Source organism: Mesobacillus boroniphilus, assembly GCF_018424685.1.
Classification (GTDB): domain Bacteria; phylum Bacillota; class Bacilli; order Bacillales; family Cytobacillaceae; genus Mesobacillus; species Mesobacillus boroniphilus_A.
In genome coordinates this window covers 871,159-887,041 of record NZ_QTKX01000002.1, presented here as the reverse complement: position 1 = coordinate 887,041, position 15,883 = coordinate 871,159, and the positions used below count along the sequence as shown (strand labels likewise).

Genomic DNA, 15,883 nt, shown 5'->3' with positions numbered 1-15,883 from the left:
CTCTACCCTCCTTTTACAACGGGATAATTCCTGCTGGCAGATTTATTTTCAAAAGATAGTTGAAAAGTCCATAAATAACTAACGAAAATACAACCGAAACTATGGCGTTCGTTACATGCTTTCTGTACCCAAGGAATAATGAGCATCCAAAAATAAACAAAGCAGTCATGATTAAAAAGCCAATGATTTCTAATAGGAAAATGTAGATTAATATGAAAGCAAGAACGGCTAATAACAACATTACATTCTCTTTGGTGATTGTACGCTTTAACTTTTCCGCTTCAGTCTCTTCTTTTTTATCTAAATATAGAATGACAGCGAAAAACAGCAAAAGAAAGCCTAGACCCTTTGGCACAACATCCGCATCGATTATGGCATTAGGGTATTTCGGCAGATTATAGCTTAATAGCAAATAGAAGCCTGCTAGAATTGCCAGGATAACGGCAACTTTTTGATTGATCCTTATAAGCAATGATGGTCACCTCTTCTAATAGAATGAAAGATAGAACAGGCGAATCTGCTCTATCTTCCGATAAGTTTCCTTTTATTCAGACTGGAAGTTAGCGTGACAACCCTAGCTCTTCAAGAAGCTCTTTCATGTCTTCCGCTTCTTTTTTCAAGAACTCGCTGTACTCTTCGCTATCCATGTAAAGTTCTCCCCATCCATACTTCTTGCGGATTTCATCCCATGCAGGAGAGTTGCTTAACTCTTTGAATTTTTCTTCATAGTATTTAACAGCTGCTGGATCCATCCCCGGAGGTCCGAAGAAGCCTCTCCAGTTTACAAACGTTTCATCAATCCCCTGTTCCTTGGCTGTTAGGAAGTCCGATAAGACTTCTCCTTCTAATCTTTCCTCAGCAGTGATACCGAGAACCTTGATTTTCCCTGCTTTTACTTGTTCAATCGTTTCTGCTACACCTGTTGTATAAACATCCACACTTCCATTCAATACAGCCGTTAAACCACCAGCATCCGGGTCAGAAATATACTTGATTTTAGTTACATCAACGCCAGCGGCCTTAGCAATCTTGACAAACTGCATATGGTCCATACTGCCCGGTGATGAAGTTCCAATAACGCTGACGCTTGCAGGATCCTTTTTCATATCTTCAAATAGGTCATTCAGGTTATCCCACTTCGCATCGGCTTTAACAACGAATGCACCGTAGTCTGCAATTACGTTCGCAAGCGGTGTGAAGTCTTCATATCCATATTCAGATTGTCCATTTAAAGGCACTAAAATTAATGGCGGCGATGCAACAAACATATTGTGCTCGCTGTCTTTTTTACCGGCGATATAAGCCCAGCCAATCGCTCCGCCTCCACCAGCTTTATTGACAACCGGTAAACGCTTGTCAATGATTTTCTCCTGTTCGAAAACCTGTGAAGCCATACGTGCTGTTGTATCCCAACCGCCGCCTGGTCCAGCTGGAGCCGTAATTTCAATTGGTTGAGTCGGTTTCCATTCTCCATTTTCCCCTGTTGCATTGCCGTCGCCAGAAGACTGGTTCGAACATCCTGCTGCGAACAGCATCGTGAACGCCGCAGCCGTCGCTAAAAACTTTTTCATTTTGTTTCCCCCTTTATAAAGATCATTCTTCCATCCTAAATGCTATGTTAATTCAGAATAATCAAATTGTAACCGTTTACAATTTTACTTCCATAAAAATCTTTTTGGCTATTTTGTTCATTTTGTTCACGGAGGTCCAAATAGGAATGCCAGTATTGAAATGTTTATACAAAAAAACATCTCCCTTCACAGGAGATGCATCAAACCAAATAGTATTTTCGCTCAGGCCTTCCAACTATCCCGTATTCCAGTTCAGCCCTTGCCTTCCCGACAGAAATTAAATACTCCAAATACCTTCTGGCTGTGGTTCTTGACGCGCCTAAATGCTCACTCAAATCCTCTGCGTTAATGCCACTTGAAAGGGAACTCAATGTATCCTCTACTTTTCCCAGCGTTAATGGGTCGATTCCTTTTGGCAGAAAATTGGTCTCTTCGCCAGCTTGCCCGCCGGTCAATACCTGGTCGATTACTGCCTGATTAAATTCCTCGTTTGATTCCATTAGTACCCTGCGCCTAACCACCTTCTCCAGAGCTTCCTTGAATCGTTCAAAAGTAACTGGCTTTACTATGTAATCAACCACTCCATTGCGTATGGAAGGTTCCACTACTTTCCGTTCAGTCGAAGCAGTGATCAAGATAATATCCAAATTCTCGAACCTTTTTCTTAAAACTGGCAGCATTGATACACCGTTACGATCTGGAAGATAATTATCCAGCAATAACACATCTACTTCTTTACTTTCCAAAAGCTCAATGGCTTCTTTTGCATTCAATGCTTTGCCAACGACCGCAATACCCTCAATTTTCTGTAAAAACTGTTCATGAATGGATGCAACCCTGAAATCATCTTCTGCTATAGCTGCCTTGATCATCACCATCACCCCTTCTCCCTGTGTTCTCTATCTTCCTATAGTCCCTAATTTGCAACATTATGCCTTTTTTTCGGCAGGTAAACGGTCAATATCGATCCTTTGCCTGGTCTAGATTCAACCTCGATATTTCCATTAAGTTTGTCAATTGCCTGCTTCACAATGGCCAGGCCGTAGCCCCGATTTTCTTCACCTTTGGTAGAAAAGCCTGTTTCAAATATTTTTTCCGTTTCATTGACTGAAATCCCAGGTCCATTGTCATATACTTCAATGATCAAGTCCTCACCTAGATCAATTGCGAAGAATGTAACCTCACCTGCTTTATTCCCTTCTACTGCATCGAGGGCATTATCAATCAAGTTCCCGAGGATCGATATTACATCTGTATAGGGAATATGTGCCGGAAGGGGACCCATACTGCTATTCTCATCAATGATGAACTGAATTTTTTTCTCAGAGGCTTTTCCCAGTTTACCTAATAATAATGCCTGGATTTTCGTATCAAAGATTTGGTCAAAAATAATCTTGTTTTGATTTTCATGAACTTCCGATTCTGCCTGGATCATTTCAATTGCCTCATCATGCTTGCCCAATTGGAGCAAACCTGAGAGCACATAAAGCTTGTTGGAAAATTCATGTGTTTGTGCCCGTAAATCCTCAGAATACCTTTGCACTTCTGTCAAAGTTTCGAGCATTTTATTGATTTCCGTTTTATCCCGAAATGTTGATACTACCCCGATTACTTCGCCATTTTCAATAATTGGAGTTCGATTGATGATCATATCTCTATTTCTCAATGTGATTTCATGATCACGGTCAGGCTTTCCTGTTTCAAGTACACGATAGACACCGGTATTGGGTATTATGGTTTCTATTTTCTGATTTAGGCTGTCTTCTTTTATATCTAATAGTTCCTTAGCAGATTGATTGATCATTGTAATATAACCATCTTTATCAACTGAGATAATGCCTTCTTTTATCGAATAAAGAATTGCATTCCTCTCAAGGTATAAAGACGTCATTTCATGAGGCTCCAGACCTAATGTTGTCCTTCGGATATTTTTAGCCAAAAGATAGCTTGCGATCATACCGATGATCACGACAATTAATGAAATGAAACCAATCTCTTTTCCTCGCTGATAAGCGTCCTCCTGGAGGTCAGCGATCATATAGCCAACTGAGACGATGCCGACTATCTCCCCTTGCTGATTTCGGATGGGGCCCTTTCCCCTGATTGACTGGCCAAGCGAACCCTCCGCCTTTGATATATAAAATTCACCTTTTAAAGCAGGGCTGTTATCTCCTCCAACCATCGACAATCCAAGTTTCTTCTCATCTGGATGCGCATACCTGATTCCATCCGTATTGCCGACAACAATGAATTGCGCCCCGGTTTCCCTTTTGATTTTATTCATGAGAGGCTGAAGCGTTTTAGAGGGATCTTCATGCTCAAATGCCGAAATCACGGTAGGCATGGATGCTACTGTCTTTGCCAATTGAAGAGCCTGGTTCCCTCTCTGCTTTTCGACCTGTTTATATTCAATAACCAATGAAATAACAAGGAAAATAAAGATGATAAACACCGTATTAACAATATTTGAGCCAATGATCTTTGTTTGCAGGGACATTGGAAGTTTTTTCCGTTTCATGACTCCCCCGGTAAAAAATTATTATAAATCTATTAATATTCTAATAATTTTCATCATTATTGTCACCCTAATCTATCAAGATTAAAACCAGGTTCTATCCTAATTTATTTTTTACTATCACCAACACTGTTTTTCATAGCAGTTTTGCAGTTAATACCGCCGGGATCCTGGTGATTCCAAGTAGGTTATTGATTGGGATCCGTTTATGGGAGACATAGGGGATATTGTCGTAGAAAGAATTGGCTTTGAGCCAGAATTTGTGGCTATTGGGAAGAAAAAAGAGACTAGAAACGAGTATTCCATCGCTAGAAGAGTAAAGAATCGTCCACTAGATCGCCTAAAAATCACAGGCCAGGAAGGGGATATCCCCTTCCTGTTTTATTCCTTCAGATCCTTTTGGGTCATTTCGCTTCGAATATTCACATCTTTGGATATATTTCTCTCTTTATTGTTAGGATACTTATTTTTACGTTCGCGGTTATCATTACGATTTGTCATGGTCATCCCTCTTTCTTATTTTTTACGGCTTTTGCCAGAATTGATATCCTGGTCATTGCCTAACTCACCATTCCTGCGGCCTTTTTCCTTAGCGATTTTTCCGCCCAGCCTTACATTTGGCTGGCTGATTTCTTTTTCATTCATGTTTGTCACCCCCAGTTTTAAGATGCGCAATTTTTCAAAATAAAATATCAGAAATTAAATCTTTGTTATTGCACTTCCAATCTGTTATGTAATATAATTTTATTAAATAATCTGTTATATAACAATCAGTGAAAAATGAATGAAGGGAGAGGTAGAAATACATGACTAAAACGGATGCAATTGCACGGAGGATTTTGGGTTGGAAGCTTAATAGGTGGGATCGCTGGTATGATTATGATAAAGGCGTATTTATCAATGATTCCGAATTCCAGCCGGAGCAAAACCTTGTACATGCGATGCTAGTTGTCGAGAGACTGGAGAAATTGGGATACAGCTTCTCATCTAATGGAGTTTCCGAGGCCGCTTTTAACCAATTCAAAGGTACGGGAGCAAATTTACCTGAAGCAATCACAAATGCTGCCTATACCATCATTGAAAATGACTCAGTAGTGTCTAGTACGTCATTATGGCGCAAGCTTTCATAATTTCAAAAGAGCTGCCATCCTTAGTCTGGATGGCAGTTCTTTTAAATTCACTCCACCTTTTCATCCTTGCCTGCCAGCCAAAATGACGCGACAATCGATGCGATAATGACAATGAAAGGAGCATAAAACATTGTGAATTCTGCCATTTTCCAACCTCCTATGCATGATCGTTCCTTTTCCCCTGGACATAGTCATTATTAAATAAAAACAATCTTAGCAGCAAGTACAGTGACGGAAGCAGAAGCCCCAGCCCTGCAATGAACGCGATGATCAGGGCAACCGCCATCGCTTCATTTGTAAAGCTGTCGTATATGCTGAGAAAGGGATATAACAGATACGGGTAATGGGAAATTCCATAAGCAAAAAAGGCAACAAAGAATTGGCCGGTCAATAGCCCGAACGCAACTCCATATGCCTTGCGTTTCCCAATCAGGTACACTGTCCCCACAAACAGGATAAAGGAAATGCCAAACAACCACCATAAATCAACCAGCCTGCTGTAGTGCTCGGGGTTGTGGTCCTTCAGTTCAACGATGATGCCTGTCGCCGTCACGATCGCAGGTACAGACCAAATCAGGGCATATTTCCGCAACAACTCTGTAGCAGGTTCATCCTGGGCCTTATTCGCATACCACGTTAAAAAAACTGCAGATATATATAGAACTGCGGCCAGACTCAGGACAACTATGCTCCATGTCAATGGACTGGTAAACAGGGACCAATAGTCTAGCTCTACCCCCGATGCAGTCTCTTCGACAAAGCCCCCCTCTGAAATCGTCAGTACGATCGATAAGGAGGCAGGGATGAACAAGCCAGTAAGTCCATATAAATACGTATATCTCTTGTGCTTCAATCCACCGTAAGTGGTGAAAGCATAATAAGCTCCGCGAATGGCGAGCAAAACAACTCCAATGCTAGCCGGAACTAGCAGGATTGTTCCGTAGTAATAAGCTGTTTTAGGAAAGAACCCGACAATTCCTACGAAGAAAAACACAAGAAATACATTCGTGACTTCCCAAACAGGCGATAAATAACGCTGGATAATCCCTGTCAGGATATGCTGCTTTCCTCTGAACAGGCTGTATGCATTGAAAAAACCTGCTCCGAAATCGATGGAGGCGACGATGACATACCCAAATAGAAAGAGCCAAAGAACCGAAATCCCTATTATTTCAAGTGTCATCGAAACTCACCTTCCTTCTCCAATTCCCTGTCTTCCAGTTCCTGTTCAACTGTATTTTTCCGAAACATCCTTGTTAATACAACGGTGCTGCCAATGGCAAGAATCAAGTATAAACCTGCAAACAGTAGCAGCATTAAATCGACCTGTCCACTTGTAGTTGCCGCATCTTCAACCTTCATGATTCCTCGAAGAATCCATGGCTGCCTCCCGACTTCAGCGAACCACCAGCCTAGTTCAATCGCAAGCATGGACAACGGTCCACCGAAGACGATCAGCCAGCGGTACCACCTTGTTCTGATGAAACTCCATTTCATCCACACACCCACGACATAGACCAGTGAAAGGGCCGACATCCACATCCCGATGGTCACCATTCCATCAAATAAATAATGAATATACAAAGGCGGGATCTCGTCTTCAGAAAATTCATTCAGGCCAATGACTTCGGCGTTTGGATTGCTGTGAGCCAAAATACTGAGTGCGTAAGGAATTTTAAGCGCATATTTTACTTCTCCGTCATCAAGAACACCATACAGCATCAGTGGCGCTCCCTCATGTGTCTCAAAGTGCCACTCGGCTGCTGCCAGCTTTTCCGGCTGGTATTCTGCGAGGTATTTACCAGAGAAATCCCCTATGACAGCAGCGGCAATTGAAAAGATAAGTCCAATTTTCATTGTTAAAAATAATGCTTTTTTATGATAGATATGATTTGAACCCTTCAAGAGACGGTATGCGCCAATCGAAGCCAGGACAAACGCTGAAGTCATATAAGCTGTCGCCAGCATATGGGCAACCTTCGTTGGCATCGCAGGATTGAACATTGCCAGAACCGGGTTAATATTGACCAGTTGTCCATTTACAAGATCAAAGCCTTGCGGCGCATTCATGAACGCATTCACGATCGTGATGAACACGGCTGAAAAGGATGCTCCAACCGCAACCGGAATCAATAGCAGCAAATGTTTCTTCTGATTTTCAAACCGGTCCCATGTATATAAATAAATGCCGAGAAAAATCGCTTCAAAGAAAAATGCGAATGTCTCCATGAAAAGCGGAAGAGCGATCACGTTGCCCGCTAGTTCCATAAAATTAGGCCACAATAAGGACAGCTGCAAACCAATCGCCGTCCCAGTCACAACTCCGACCGCCACGGTGATGACAAAACCTCGCGTCCATCTTCTTGCGAGCAATATATAATGCTCATCCTGCTTCTTGATTCCGAGCCACTGAGCAATCATGATCATCAGCGGTATTCCGACTCCGATGGTGGCATAAATAATATGGAAGGATAATGTAAGCTCCGTTAAAACACGGCTGAAAAAAACCGATTCTTCATTCCCCATTCTTTAACTCCCCTTTTCTATCCAGCAAAAATTCGTCCGATAAATGACAGACCCATGATTGCCGCCACAATAAAAGCCAGCCACATAAGCATTTTTTCTTGTTTTTTATACATAAAGTCACCTCGAGAGTTTGTTCACTAAATCACATTTTGGTACAAGCACTAAGCCCATCTCTTTTATACAATATAAATGTGAGAGAAATATGTTATGTAATCCATTTCGGCGTCTTTCATTTTCATTCCCGTTCTCAGGCCGGTTGAAACGAAAAAAACGGGTATTTTCTCAGTGCGCTCGCTCCGGTATTTCCAGCTTTTCTTTATATCTTTGGAAAAACCAGATAACAGCTGCGACCCATAGGCCGCTGGCAAGAAAACCTCCAATGATATCACTTGGATAATGTACTCCTAAATAAACCCTGCTTATTCCAATACCAAGGATCATAATACTGCTGATGAGGATGACAGCGGTTCTCCCTATCCGGGTTGGGACGTGGCGCCAGAGCAAGAAAGCAAGGATGCTGTAAAAAGAAAAAGCATTCATCGCATGGCCGCTTGGAAAACTGTATCCACCAATTTCGATGAGCCGATGAAAATCCGGGCGTGCGCGATGAAAATACAGCTTCAGTAATCTGTTCAGAATCGGAGTAATATAAACTACAGACAGGAAAACCAGGATTTCCAGCCTGTGTTTTAAGACATAAAACAGGAACAAGAAAATTGGAATGGACAGAATTACAATAAATCTTAAGGATCCAATATAGGTAAAGAACTTCATGACCGCAGTCAGCCCTTCCGCTTCGAGCCCCTGCACCCTATCAATGACAACCCGGTCGAACGCAACAAGATATTCTGCCTGTACCATGTAAGACATAAGGATAAAACCGAATAACGAACCAAAAAAGGCAATTAAAAGCTGGAGATTAAACTTCACGAATTGTTCCCTCCACTTATGTTTTAAATCACCCTTACTATTCCCAGATCCCTCATTTTCAAAAACCACGCCATGATTACCTCAATAACAAGTTAGTAAACATAACAAACAAAAAAAAGAAGGAATGAACTCAATCATTCCCCTTAAGAAGAGCGCAAGCGCCTTGGTCAGCCCCGAAAAGCGCTGCCCGCCTTATAACGCCACGTCCTCCCAAAAGCTAACGCTTTCGGTCGTGCGATGAATCGCTTCGATGCTTTCCTTGTCCTGTGGCTGGCGGGTCTAGCACATCGTGTGCCGCGGAGGGCCTGGCAGTGAAGTCGTTCTTTGACTTCATTGACAGGACAAATCGAAATGTGTAGCCGACTGCCCAGAAACGCAGAAACTGGAGCCTCCGACAAAGAAGCGCTTTTTGCTTCTGCTGCCGGAGTTGAAGTTTCGGAGTTTCTAGGAGGCGCAACTAGACAATTCGAAATGCGGAGGCGACTGCTCAACTCCGACAAGCGTTGGAGGGCCTGCCTGTGAAGTCGCTCTTTGACTTCATTGGCAGGACCGAAGCGTCTCGAGGAGTTAGGAGCCGCAGCTGGACAAGCGACTCGAGCTGCTCAAAGGTAACGCTTCTCGCAAGATACTCGAGGAAGCACTATCAGGGATGAAAACTGGCTAAGCGCTGGAGCTGGACAATTCTCGAAGTGAATTTTAAACTTTCTTATCTTTCATAATAACCGCCGGCCTCCCGACTGGATAATATTCAATTGGCGAGCATTCCTGAAGAGCTGCTTCATCTAAACAGTTCCTGCCGTCAAAGATAATTCTCTGCTTCATGACATCCAATAGTGCTTCGAATTCTAACTGTCTGAACTCTTCCCACTCTGTGACAATAAACAGCGCATCTGCTCCTTTTGCCGCTTCAAATGCTGAGTCCACGTAGGTGATGACCTCACCGATGACCTTTCTTGCATTGCCGGATGCAACTGGGTCGTAGGCTGTAACCTCAGCACCTCCTGCAGTTAAGGCATGTGCAATTTTTATCGACGGTGCATCTCTCATGTCATCCGTTTCTGGCTTGAAGGAAAGGCCAAGCATGGCGATTTTCTTCCCCTTCAATTCTCCGAGTCGTTTCAGCGCCTTACCTACAAGCAGCTCTTGCTGATGATCATTGATGGCAATAGTCTCTTCTAATAAGGAAAAAGGAATCCCTTGCTCCTTTGATGTATGCAGCAGTGCTTTTACATCCTTCGGAAAACAAGAGCCTCCGTATCCTATTCCGGCCTTTAAAAAGGCTGATCCAATCCTCTTATCGTAGCCCATCCCTTTCGCTACATCTTCCACGTCTGCTCCTACGGCTTCACAAAGATTGGCGATTCCATTGATAAAGCTGATCTTCGTTGCCAAAAAAGCATTGGAGGCGTATTTGATCATTTCGGCGCTTCTTACATCCGTCAATAAAAACGGAACGTTCAGCGGCCGATACATTTCCTGGATTATTTCAGAAGCACCCGCATCGTCAGAGCCTATGATAATCCTGTCCGCTTTCAAGGTATCCTGAATGGCTGACCCTTGCCGTAGAAACTCTGGGTTGGAGACCATCTTAATCTCAACCTTATTTTTCAGCTGCCCTAGTAACAGCTGTTTCAAATATTCATTCGTGCCCACGGGCACCGTGCTTTTAACCACGACAATCGAATCCCGGACGATATTTTCAGCGAGGTCCTTTGCGGCCCGCTCAAGAAAGCTCAAATCCGCCTGCCCATCGTCACTCTGAGGTGTACCGACGGCGATAATGATAATGTCCGCGTGGTTCAATGCATACTGGTGAGAGGTAGTAAAAGTGAGTCTTCCTGCAGAGGAATTTTTAATGAGAAGTTCTTCAAGACCGGGTTCATAGATCGGGGACTTTCCTTCCTTAAGGGTATTTATTTTCCTTTCATCAATGTCTATACAAATCACATTGTGGCCGATTTCCGCCAGGCAGATTCCTGTGGACAGTCCGACATATCCTGTTCCAAGTACAGCGACCTTCATGTCAGTCACTCTCTCTCTTCATGCCCGGCATGTCGTACACATCTTTCAAATAATCAATGACATCGTCCCTTGTATCTTCCCTTTGCAGTGCGAAATCAACCGTTGCCTTGATGAAACCGATTTTATCCCCGATATCATATCGCTTACCCTCGAAGTTGTATGCCAGGACTGCCTGCCGTTTATTAAGCTCATTGATTGCATCTGTCAGCTGAATTTCTCCTCCACGACCTGCTGGCAGCTTTGAGAGTACATCGAATATTTCCGGCCTTAGAACATAACGGCCCATGATCGCATAATTAGATGGAGCCTCTTCTTTTTCAGGCTTTTCTATCAGCGAATCAATATAAAACAAGTTCGGTTCAAGGTTTGCCCCTTTCGGTTTGATGATTCCATATTTACTGACATCACTGTCAGGCACACTTTGAATCGCTATAACAGAACTGTTGCAGTATTTAAAAACATCGATTATTTGCTTCAGGCACGGCGTATCAGACATCACAATATCGTCTCCTAGCATCACAGCAAACGGTTCATTTCCAATAAAACTCTGGGCACAAAGGATAGCGTGGCCCAGGCCCATCGGTTCTTTTTGCCGGACATAATAGATATTTGCCAGGCTTGATATCTTTTGGACCTCTTCTAAAATAGCAAGCTTATTCTTTCTTAATAACGCATCTTCTAGTTCATATGATTTATCAAAATGATCCTCTATTGATCTTTTTCCCCTGCCGATGATGATAATGATTTCCTCGATCCCTGAGGCAACTGCTTCCTCTACGATATATTGGATTGTCGGCTTATCAACGATCGGCAGCATTTCCTTAGGCTGTGCTTTTGTTGCCGGTAAAAATCTTGTCCCGAGTCCGGCTGCCGGGATAATCGCTTTTCGGATTTTCATATGCTGCCTCCTTTTGAATTCCATAGTCTTTTATATTCAAAAGGTCAAGCTCCCGACACGTTAATGGCCTACCAATTCAAAAATAGACTATGAACCGGTGTACGATAATAGATTCCTGCCTAAAAGAAAGAACTCCTGCTAGGGGCAATGAGTCATCTATGCAGAGGTAAATATACTTTTCTTATAAAACGAGGCAGCAATTTAGGAAGTACTTTCCTCCTCCGCTTCAACAGTGCTGTGACCATCGCTTTTCTTTCTTCCCTGGTAACCATCCAATCATCAGGAATAGTTGAGACAATTTCTTCTATTAAAAAAATCGGTATGGTCTGAATCAGTTCAAGCGGCTCTGCGAAGGCATCCTCATTCTCGATATGTGTTGCCATCATTTGTTGTGCAGCACTTTTCCTCAATCCAATTGGCAAATTTTCAAGGCTGGAAATCTCCCAATTATACGAACCGAGAATCTCGGCATGGTCAATGATCCATAAATGATAGATTTCATTTGCCACTTCTTGCAAAAGAATATTTTTTCGTGTCCGACCTCTGTTGCATAGCCAATAATCGAAAAGGATGATGCCAGCAAGCGTTTCTGAATTCACAATTCCGCTAACATTCGATACATGATGCCCGTCAAGATAATTCGGCACATACAAAGAGGCAAATTGATGCCGAGTAGGGATAAACTGAGCAAGCTCAGGAATTTTCCCGGTAAATTCTTCGGGCATTTCAACCAGGCAGGCACATGGCACTGGCAAACCCAGGTATCTCGCCAGACAATAGGCAACCCATTCATTTGGCAAAGTTTTTTCAAATCCAGCCTGAAGGAACTTCACCACATAGTCTCTGCCATCATCAAAAGTAATCAGATGCGCATTTGATTTTCCATCGAGTTTCCTACGGTAAGCTACGGGTTTCATCATGACTGGTCTCCTCTTAACCGATCTCTGTAAATAATTTCATATAATAGATCGAGATATTGATCCGCTACTACTTCAATGGCAAAATGCTGCTTGACATGCTGGATGGCCGCCCTGGACATTTGCTGCTGCAATTCAGGAGCGTCAATGATGGAATAAAGCTTTTTTACGGCATCATCAACCTTTTGGCCGTAATATAACATCCCTGTCTTCTCCTTAAGAACTAGCTCAGTAACTGGCATCATGTTAGGAGCAACTACTGGAACACCGCAAGCCATCGATTCGATAAAAGTATTGCCAAAGGATTCGGACTTTGTCGTTGCCAGCGTGCACCCCCCGGATTTACGTATTTTTGCATAGACGTTTGGCATTTGGTGATAAGGAATGATAGGGTGCCATTTTACGATGTCAGATAGGCTTTCCTCCTGCCATTTCGCCGCGAACTCTGCACGCTGGACACTTTGCGCACCGCCAATTACCCAAAACTCAATATCCTTCCGTTCTTTTTTGATCCTTTTCGCTACCTTCAGAAGCATCTGCCAGTTTTTCCGTTCGTCCAAACAACCAATCCAGCCAATAATTTTTTTCTCTGTGTCCAAAATAGGTTCACTGGAATAGTCGATTTCCCTTTCCAGCAGGGGACTGAAAAAGGATTGATCCACACCGTTATAAATGACCTCAACCGGTTTGCTTTCCGTTAAAATGGAGACAACACGTTTCTGGTAATTGGATGGGACTACGATGGTTATAGGTTTTATTGCCTTGAGGGATTTCAAATGGGGCTGGAGCTTGATAATCTCCGGAGTATGGGCTTCTATGATTACTGGCCCGGCAAATCCTGCTTTACGGATCCACGTATAGGCATCTTTCGTATCGATGACGATGATTGCATCATAATCATTGGACTGTATAATGCCTATAATTTCGTTTTCATCTTTAGTTAAATAGACAGGAGCGACATCTTCCATGATGTGAAGCCCGCCAAGATCGGTCGTATATAGAAACTCAGTATCAATTCCATGTTTTTTAAAGTAAATTGAACGATTCCGCCACCCGGCATTTACACCGCCAACTGAAAGCAGATGCCAGATTACTAGTACTTTCATATTGGTTTCTCCTCACTATAGATTCGTCACATTGATTTCCTTCATGCATTTTTTCAAATACTTCGTATCCACAATGTTCCTCCTTGCTTTCTTTTAGTGCCACTTCTTATTTAATAAATTCAAGGTTGGCCAAAAACGTAAGGGCATGAATCTAGTGAAAGGAAAATGTGTGCAGGTAGAGAGATAGACGGCGATGGATGACGGACGATAATTGGGCTCTTCCCTCGTTTTCTGTCCGTCATAGCCTTGATGACGGACAATAATCGCGCTCTTCCCTCCTTTTCTGTCCGTCATGGCCTTGATGACGGACAATAATCACGCTCTTCCCTCCTTTTCTGTCCGTCATGGCCTTGATGACGGACAATAATCACGCTCTTCCCTCCTTTTCTGTCCGTCATGGCCTTGATGACGGACAATAATTGAACTTCTCCCTCCTTTTCTGTCCGGTCTTGCACCAATGGCTTGCGCTTTTTTTCTGCATGGTGTAAATGTAAAATAGATATGAAAGGAAGTGGGCAGATGGCGAATTCAGTTGCAGGCTCAAATCAAAACCATTTAACTCAATATATCCCGCCGAAAGGTATGTATGAGCTATTTGAAGATGACGCTCATTATCTCGAAAAGGTGAAGGAATGGGGATTGAGCACAAAGAAGGAATTCTGGTATAAAGACAGATATCAGCACTGTCTTGTTAGCATAAAAGGTTATGAGGTGTTCGGTGAAACCGCTGAATACAATACGCTGGTTATTGAATTCGAGGATGGGAACCTGTCATGCATCCATCCTGCTTACCTGAAGGAAATGCAGTCTTCGAGCTTCGGAAAGGAAATCATTGCCCAGGCATCTGGTGAAGTGGAAGGGGCCGAGGCATCCGATAAAGAAATAGCTGCTGCGGAAAAGCCGAAAGCAGATACAGCTGCACCGGCAGCAGAAACCAAAGCTGCAAAACCAGCAAAAAAACCGAAAAAAGAGAAAGCACCTAAATTGGTGCTCCCCGAGGAAAAGGTTCATTTTACAGCGACGGTGAAGCAATTTGCACTTAGCTGGAACCATTTCAATGAGGATAATGACGAAGTAGTTGTATTCGAAAACGTACGAATCGAACAGGAAGAACCAATCGAGGTTGGCCTGGCATGGGGCTCACACAGCAAAACGCTGAAAAAGCACGAACTGGAGCCTGGACAGCAGCTTGAATTTGATGGCAAGATTGTTAAAAAGAGCCTCCCTAAAGGCAAGGACGTGGAAGATGAAGCCTTGCTTCTGGACGTTTCGGTTGCATACAAGATCAATAATCCTTCAAAAATCGTCAAGAAATAAGAAAAATGGACTGGCATCAGCCAGTCCATTTTATTTCGAAAAGGTTTGAAGGAATTGAATTAAAGCCGGGCCAAGCAAGACGATGAATATGGTTGGAAAGATAAACAGGACAAGAGGAAACAGCATTTTCACCGGAGCCTTCATAGCTTCTTCCTCAGCGCGCTGCCTCCGGCGGTCTCGAACCTCATTCGACTGGACTCTCAGCACCTGCACCATCCCAATTCCAAGCTTTTCAGCCTGCAGGATGCTGCTGATGAAAGCTCGTACTTCCTCGACTTCTATCCGGTTTTTAATTCCCGTAAGCGCTTCTCTCCTCGTTCGGCCAAGTCTAAGTTCCTCGAGACTGCGATGGAATTCAGCTGACAGTACCCCGTCTTTTTTGGAAACGACCTTGCTGACTGCGGAATCAAATCCAAGTCCAGCTTCAAGACTGACTGTCAGTAGGTCGAGGATATCCGGAAGTTCCTTTAAGGCACTTTTATTTCTAGCCTTCTTTTTCATGCTTAAATAATAGTGGGGTAAGACGCTCCCAGCTGCCAGTCCGACCAAGAAAAACATAAAAACGCCTGCATAACCTGCATTTAGAATGGCACCATAGACACCAGCCAAAATAGGGAACACCAAAGCAAGCGATATTTGCAGCAACCTGAAATCAACCGGAGTCATTCCAAAAGGACTTCCAGCCAACTGTAGCTTCGTTTCGATTTTGGCTTCCTTTTCCCCAGGCATTCTTTTTTTAAAACTTCTTTTGAAATCGTTCAGCAACGGTTTTCCGATCCGGTCATACAATGGTGCATTAAATGTCTTTTCATCCTGTGTAGCTGCTTCCTCTTTGATTCCCCCAACAAAGGCAGACATTCGCTTTTTTAAATGCGAAGCTTTTTCTGCCCTCAATAAATAGAAGCCATAAATTGTAAAAGAAATAGTTAAGAAAAATGTAAAGTATAGCAT

Annotated in this window: 17 protein-coding genes; 3 read left to right on the top strand and 14 right to left on the bottom strand. The window is 43.1% G+C overall.

From position 1 onward, the window contains the following. Positions 1-13: 13 nt before the first annotated feature. From DYI25_RS17200 to DYI25_RS22645, 5 genes are all read right to left on the bottom strand, one after another. Positions 14-472, bottom strand: coding sequence for a tripartite tricarboxylate transporter TctB family protein (locus DYI25_RS17200; protein ID WP_213371095.1), 459 nt, complete (start codon positions 470-472; stop codon positions 14-16). Positions 473-560: 88 nt separating this feature from the next. Beyond that, positions 561-1,571 carry a tripartite tricarboxylate transporter substrate-binding protein gene (locus tag DYI25_RS17195; RefSeq protein ID WP_213371093.1) on the bottom strand — a complete coding sequence of 337 codons (1,011 nt, stop codon included), beginning with the start codon at positions 1,569-1,571 and terminating at the stop codon, positions 561-563. Between the two features lie 200 nt (positions 1,572-1,771). Beyond that, a complete protein-coding gene (locus tag DYI25_RS17190; protein WP_213371294.1) occupies positions 1,772-2,443 on the bottom strand; it encodes a response regulator in 672 nt (223 codons plus the stop codon). 44 nt (positions 2,444-2,487) lie between these two features. Further along, positions 2,488-4,089: an ATP-binding protein gene (locus tag DYI25_RS17185; RefSeq protein ID WP_213371091.1), complete on the bottom strand. Its 1,602-nt coding sequence runs from the start codon at positions 4,087-4,089 to the stop codon at positions 2,488-2,490. A gap of 513 nt (positions 4,090-4,602) precedes the next feature. Then, positions 4,603-4,731 carry a hypothetical protein gene (locus tag DYI25_RS22645; RefSeq protein ID WP_274609522.1) on the bottom strand — a complete coding sequence of 43 codons (129 nt, stop codon included), beginning with the start codon at positions 4,729-4,731 and terminating at the stop codon, positions 4,603-4,605. A gap of 161 nt (positions 4,732-4,892) precedes the next feature. On the opposite strand from DYI25_RS22645, the gene DYI25_RS17180 reads away from it, so the two are divergent. Beyond that, entirely contained in the window at positions 4,893-5,216 is a 324-nt protein-coding gene (locus DYI25_RS17180; protein WP_213371089.1) for a BC1872 family protein, read from the top strand. Between the two features lie 47 nt (positions 5,217-5,263). Here the strand turns inward: DYI25_RS17180 and cydS are convergent, their stop codons facing one another. The 4 genes from cydS to DYI25_RS17165 all read right to left on the bottom strand — a co-directional run bounded on the left by cydS (position 5,264) and on the right by DYI25_RS17165 (position 8,672). After that, a complete protein-coding gene (cydS, locus tag DYI25_RS22810; protein ID WP_425374529.1) occupies positions 5,264-5,362 on the bottom strand; it encodes a cytochrome bd oxidase small subunit CydS in 99 nt (32 codons plus the stop codon). A gap of 11 nt (positions 5,363-5,373) precedes the next feature. After that, positions 5,374-6,399 (bottom strand): cytochrome d ubiquinol oxidase subunit II, encoded by a 1,026-nt coding sequence (locus tag DYI25_RS17175; RefSeq protein ID WP_213371087.1) that lies wholly within the window; start codon positions 6,397-6,399, stop codon positions 5,374-5,376. After that, the gene (locus DYI25_RS17170) at positions 6,396-7,742 is read right to left on the bottom strand and encodes a cytochrome ubiquinol oxidase subunit I (RefSeq protein ID WP_213371085.1); all 1,347 of its coding nucleotides are present in this window, start codon (positions 7,740-7,742) and stop codon (positions 6,396-6,398) included. The genes DYI25_RS17175 and DYI25_RS17170 overlap by 4 nt, the downstream gene beginning before the upstream one ends. Before the next feature lie 282 nt (positions 7,743-8,024). Further along, positions 8,025-8,672, bottom strand: a complete 648-nt coding sequence (locus DYI25_RS17165) for a phosphatase PAP2 family protein (RefSeq protein ID WP_342032532.1) — start codon at positions 8,670-8,672, stop codon at positions 8,025-8,027. Between the two features lie 518 nt (positions 8,673-9,190). Between DYI25_RS17165 and DYI25_RS22640 the strand changes: the two genes are divergently transcribed. After that, positions 9,191-9,325: a hypothetical protein gene (locus DYI25_RS22640; RefSeq protein WP_274609521.1), complete on the top strand. Its 135-nt coding sequence runs from the start codon at positions 9,191-9,193 to the stop codon at positions 9,323-9,325. A gap of 43 nt (positions 9,326-9,368) precedes the next feature. On the opposite strand, the gene DYI25_RS17160 is transcribed toward DYI25_RS22640, so the two are convergent. The 4 genes from DYI25_RS17160 to DYI25_RS17145 form a co-directional block, all read right to left on the bottom strand. Further along, on the bottom strand, positions 9,369-10,694 hold the full coding sequence (locus DYI25_RS17160; protein ID WP_213371290.1) for a UDP-glucose dehydrogenase family protein: 1,326 nt from the start codon (positions 10,692-10,694) through the stop codon (positions 9,369-9,371). A 1-nt stretch (position 10,695) separates the two neighbouring features. Continuing rightward, a complete protein-coding gene (gene galU / locus DYI25_RS17155; RefSeq protein WP_213371083.1) occupies positions 10,696-11,592 on the bottom strand; it encodes a UTP--glucose-1-phosphate uridylyltransferase GalU in 897 nt (298 codons plus the stop codon). A 152-nt stretch (positions 11,593-11,744) separates the two neighbouring features. Continuing rightward, complete coding sequence (locus DYI25_RS17150) at positions 11,745-12,512, bottom strand: HipA family kinase (protein ID WP_213371081.1); 768 nt, start codon at positions 12,510-12,512, stop codon at positions 11,745-11,747. Continuing rightward, positions 12,509-13,615 (bottom strand): glycosyltransferase family 4 protein, encoded by a 1,107-nt coding sequence (locus DYI25_RS17145; protein WP_213371079.1) that lies wholly within the window; start codon positions 13,613-13,615, stop codon positions 12,509-12,511. The genes DYI25_RS17150 and DYI25_RS17145 overlap by 4 nt, the downstream gene beginning before the upstream one ends. A 519-nt stretch (positions 13,616-14,134) precedes the next feature. Between DYI25_RS17145 and DYI25_RS17140 the strand changes: the two genes are divergently transcribed. Next, complete coding sequence (locus DYI25_RS17140; protein ID WP_249745488.1) at positions 14,135-14,932, top strand: hypothetical protein; 798 nt, start codon at positions 14,135-14,137, stop codon at positions 14,930-14,932. Between the two features lie 30 nt (positions 14,933-14,962). Here DYI25_RS17140 and DYI25_RS17135 read toward each other — a convergent pair whose 3' ends face one another. After that, entirely contained in the window at positions 14,963-15,883 is a 921-nt protein-coding gene (locus tag DYI25_RS17135) for a type II secretion system F family protein (protein ID WP_213371076.1), read from the bottom strand.

Excerpts from the sequence above, each read along its gene's own strand:
- DYI25_RS17195 (WP_213371093.1), bottom strand. The coding sequence starts at position 1,571 with ATGAAAAAGTTTTTAGCGACGGCTGCGGCGTTCACGATGCTGTTCGCA.
- DYI25_RS17190 (WP_213371294.1), bottom strand. The coding sequence starts at position 2,443 with ATGATCAAGGCAGCTATAGCAGAAGATGATTTCAGGGTTGCATCCATT.
- DYI25_RS17185 (WP_213371091.1), bottom strand. The coding sequence starts at position 4,089 with ATGAAACGGAAAAAACTTCCAATGTCCCTGCAAACAAAGATCATTGGC.
- DYI25_RS22645 (WP_274609522.1), bottom strand. The coding sequence starts at position 4,731 with ATGAATGAAAAAGAAATCAGCCAGCCAAATGTAAGGCTGGGCGGAAAA.
- DYI25_RS17180 (WP_213371089.1), top strand. The coding sequence starts at position 4,893 with ATGACTAAAACGGATGCAATTGCACGGAGGATTTTGGGTTGGAAGCTT.
- cydS (WP_425374529.1), bottom strand. The coding sequence starts at position 5,362 with ATGGCAGAATTCACAATGTTTTATGCTCCTTTCATTGTCATTATCGCA.
- DYI25_RS17175 (WP_213371087.1), bottom strand. The coding sequence starts at position 6,399 with ATGACACTTGAAATAATAGGGATTTCGGTTCTTTGGCTCTTTCTATTT.
- DYI25_RS17170 (WP_213371085.1), bottom strand. The coding sequence starts at position 7,742 with ATGGGGAATGAAGAATCGGTTTTTTTCAGCCGTGTTTTAACGGAGCTT.
- DYI25_RS17160 (WP_213371290.1), bottom strand. The coding sequence starts at position 10,694 with ATGAAGGTCGCTGTACTTGGAACAGGATATGTCGGACTGTCCACAGGA.
- galU (WP_213371083.1), bottom strand. The coding sequence starts at position 11,592 with ATGAAAATCCGAAAAGCGATTATCCCGGCAGCCGGACTCGGGACAAGA.
- DYI25_RS17150 (WP_213371081.1), bottom strand. The coding sequence starts at position 12,512 with ATGATGAAACCCGTAGCTTACCGTAGGAAACTCGATGGAAAATCAAAT.
- DYI25_RS17145 (WP_213371079.1), bottom strand. The coding sequence starts at position 13,615 with ATGAAAGTACTAGTAATCTGGCATCTGCTTTCAGTTGGCGGTGTAAAT.
- DYI25_RS17140 (WP_249745488.1), top strand. The coding sequence starts at position 14,135 with ATGGCGAATTCAGTTGCAGGCTCAAATCAAAACCATTTAACTCAATAT.
- DYI25_RS17135 (WP_213371076.1), bottom strand. The coding sequence starts at position 15,883 with ATGCTATACTTTACATTTTTCTTAACTATTTCTTTTACAATTTATGGC.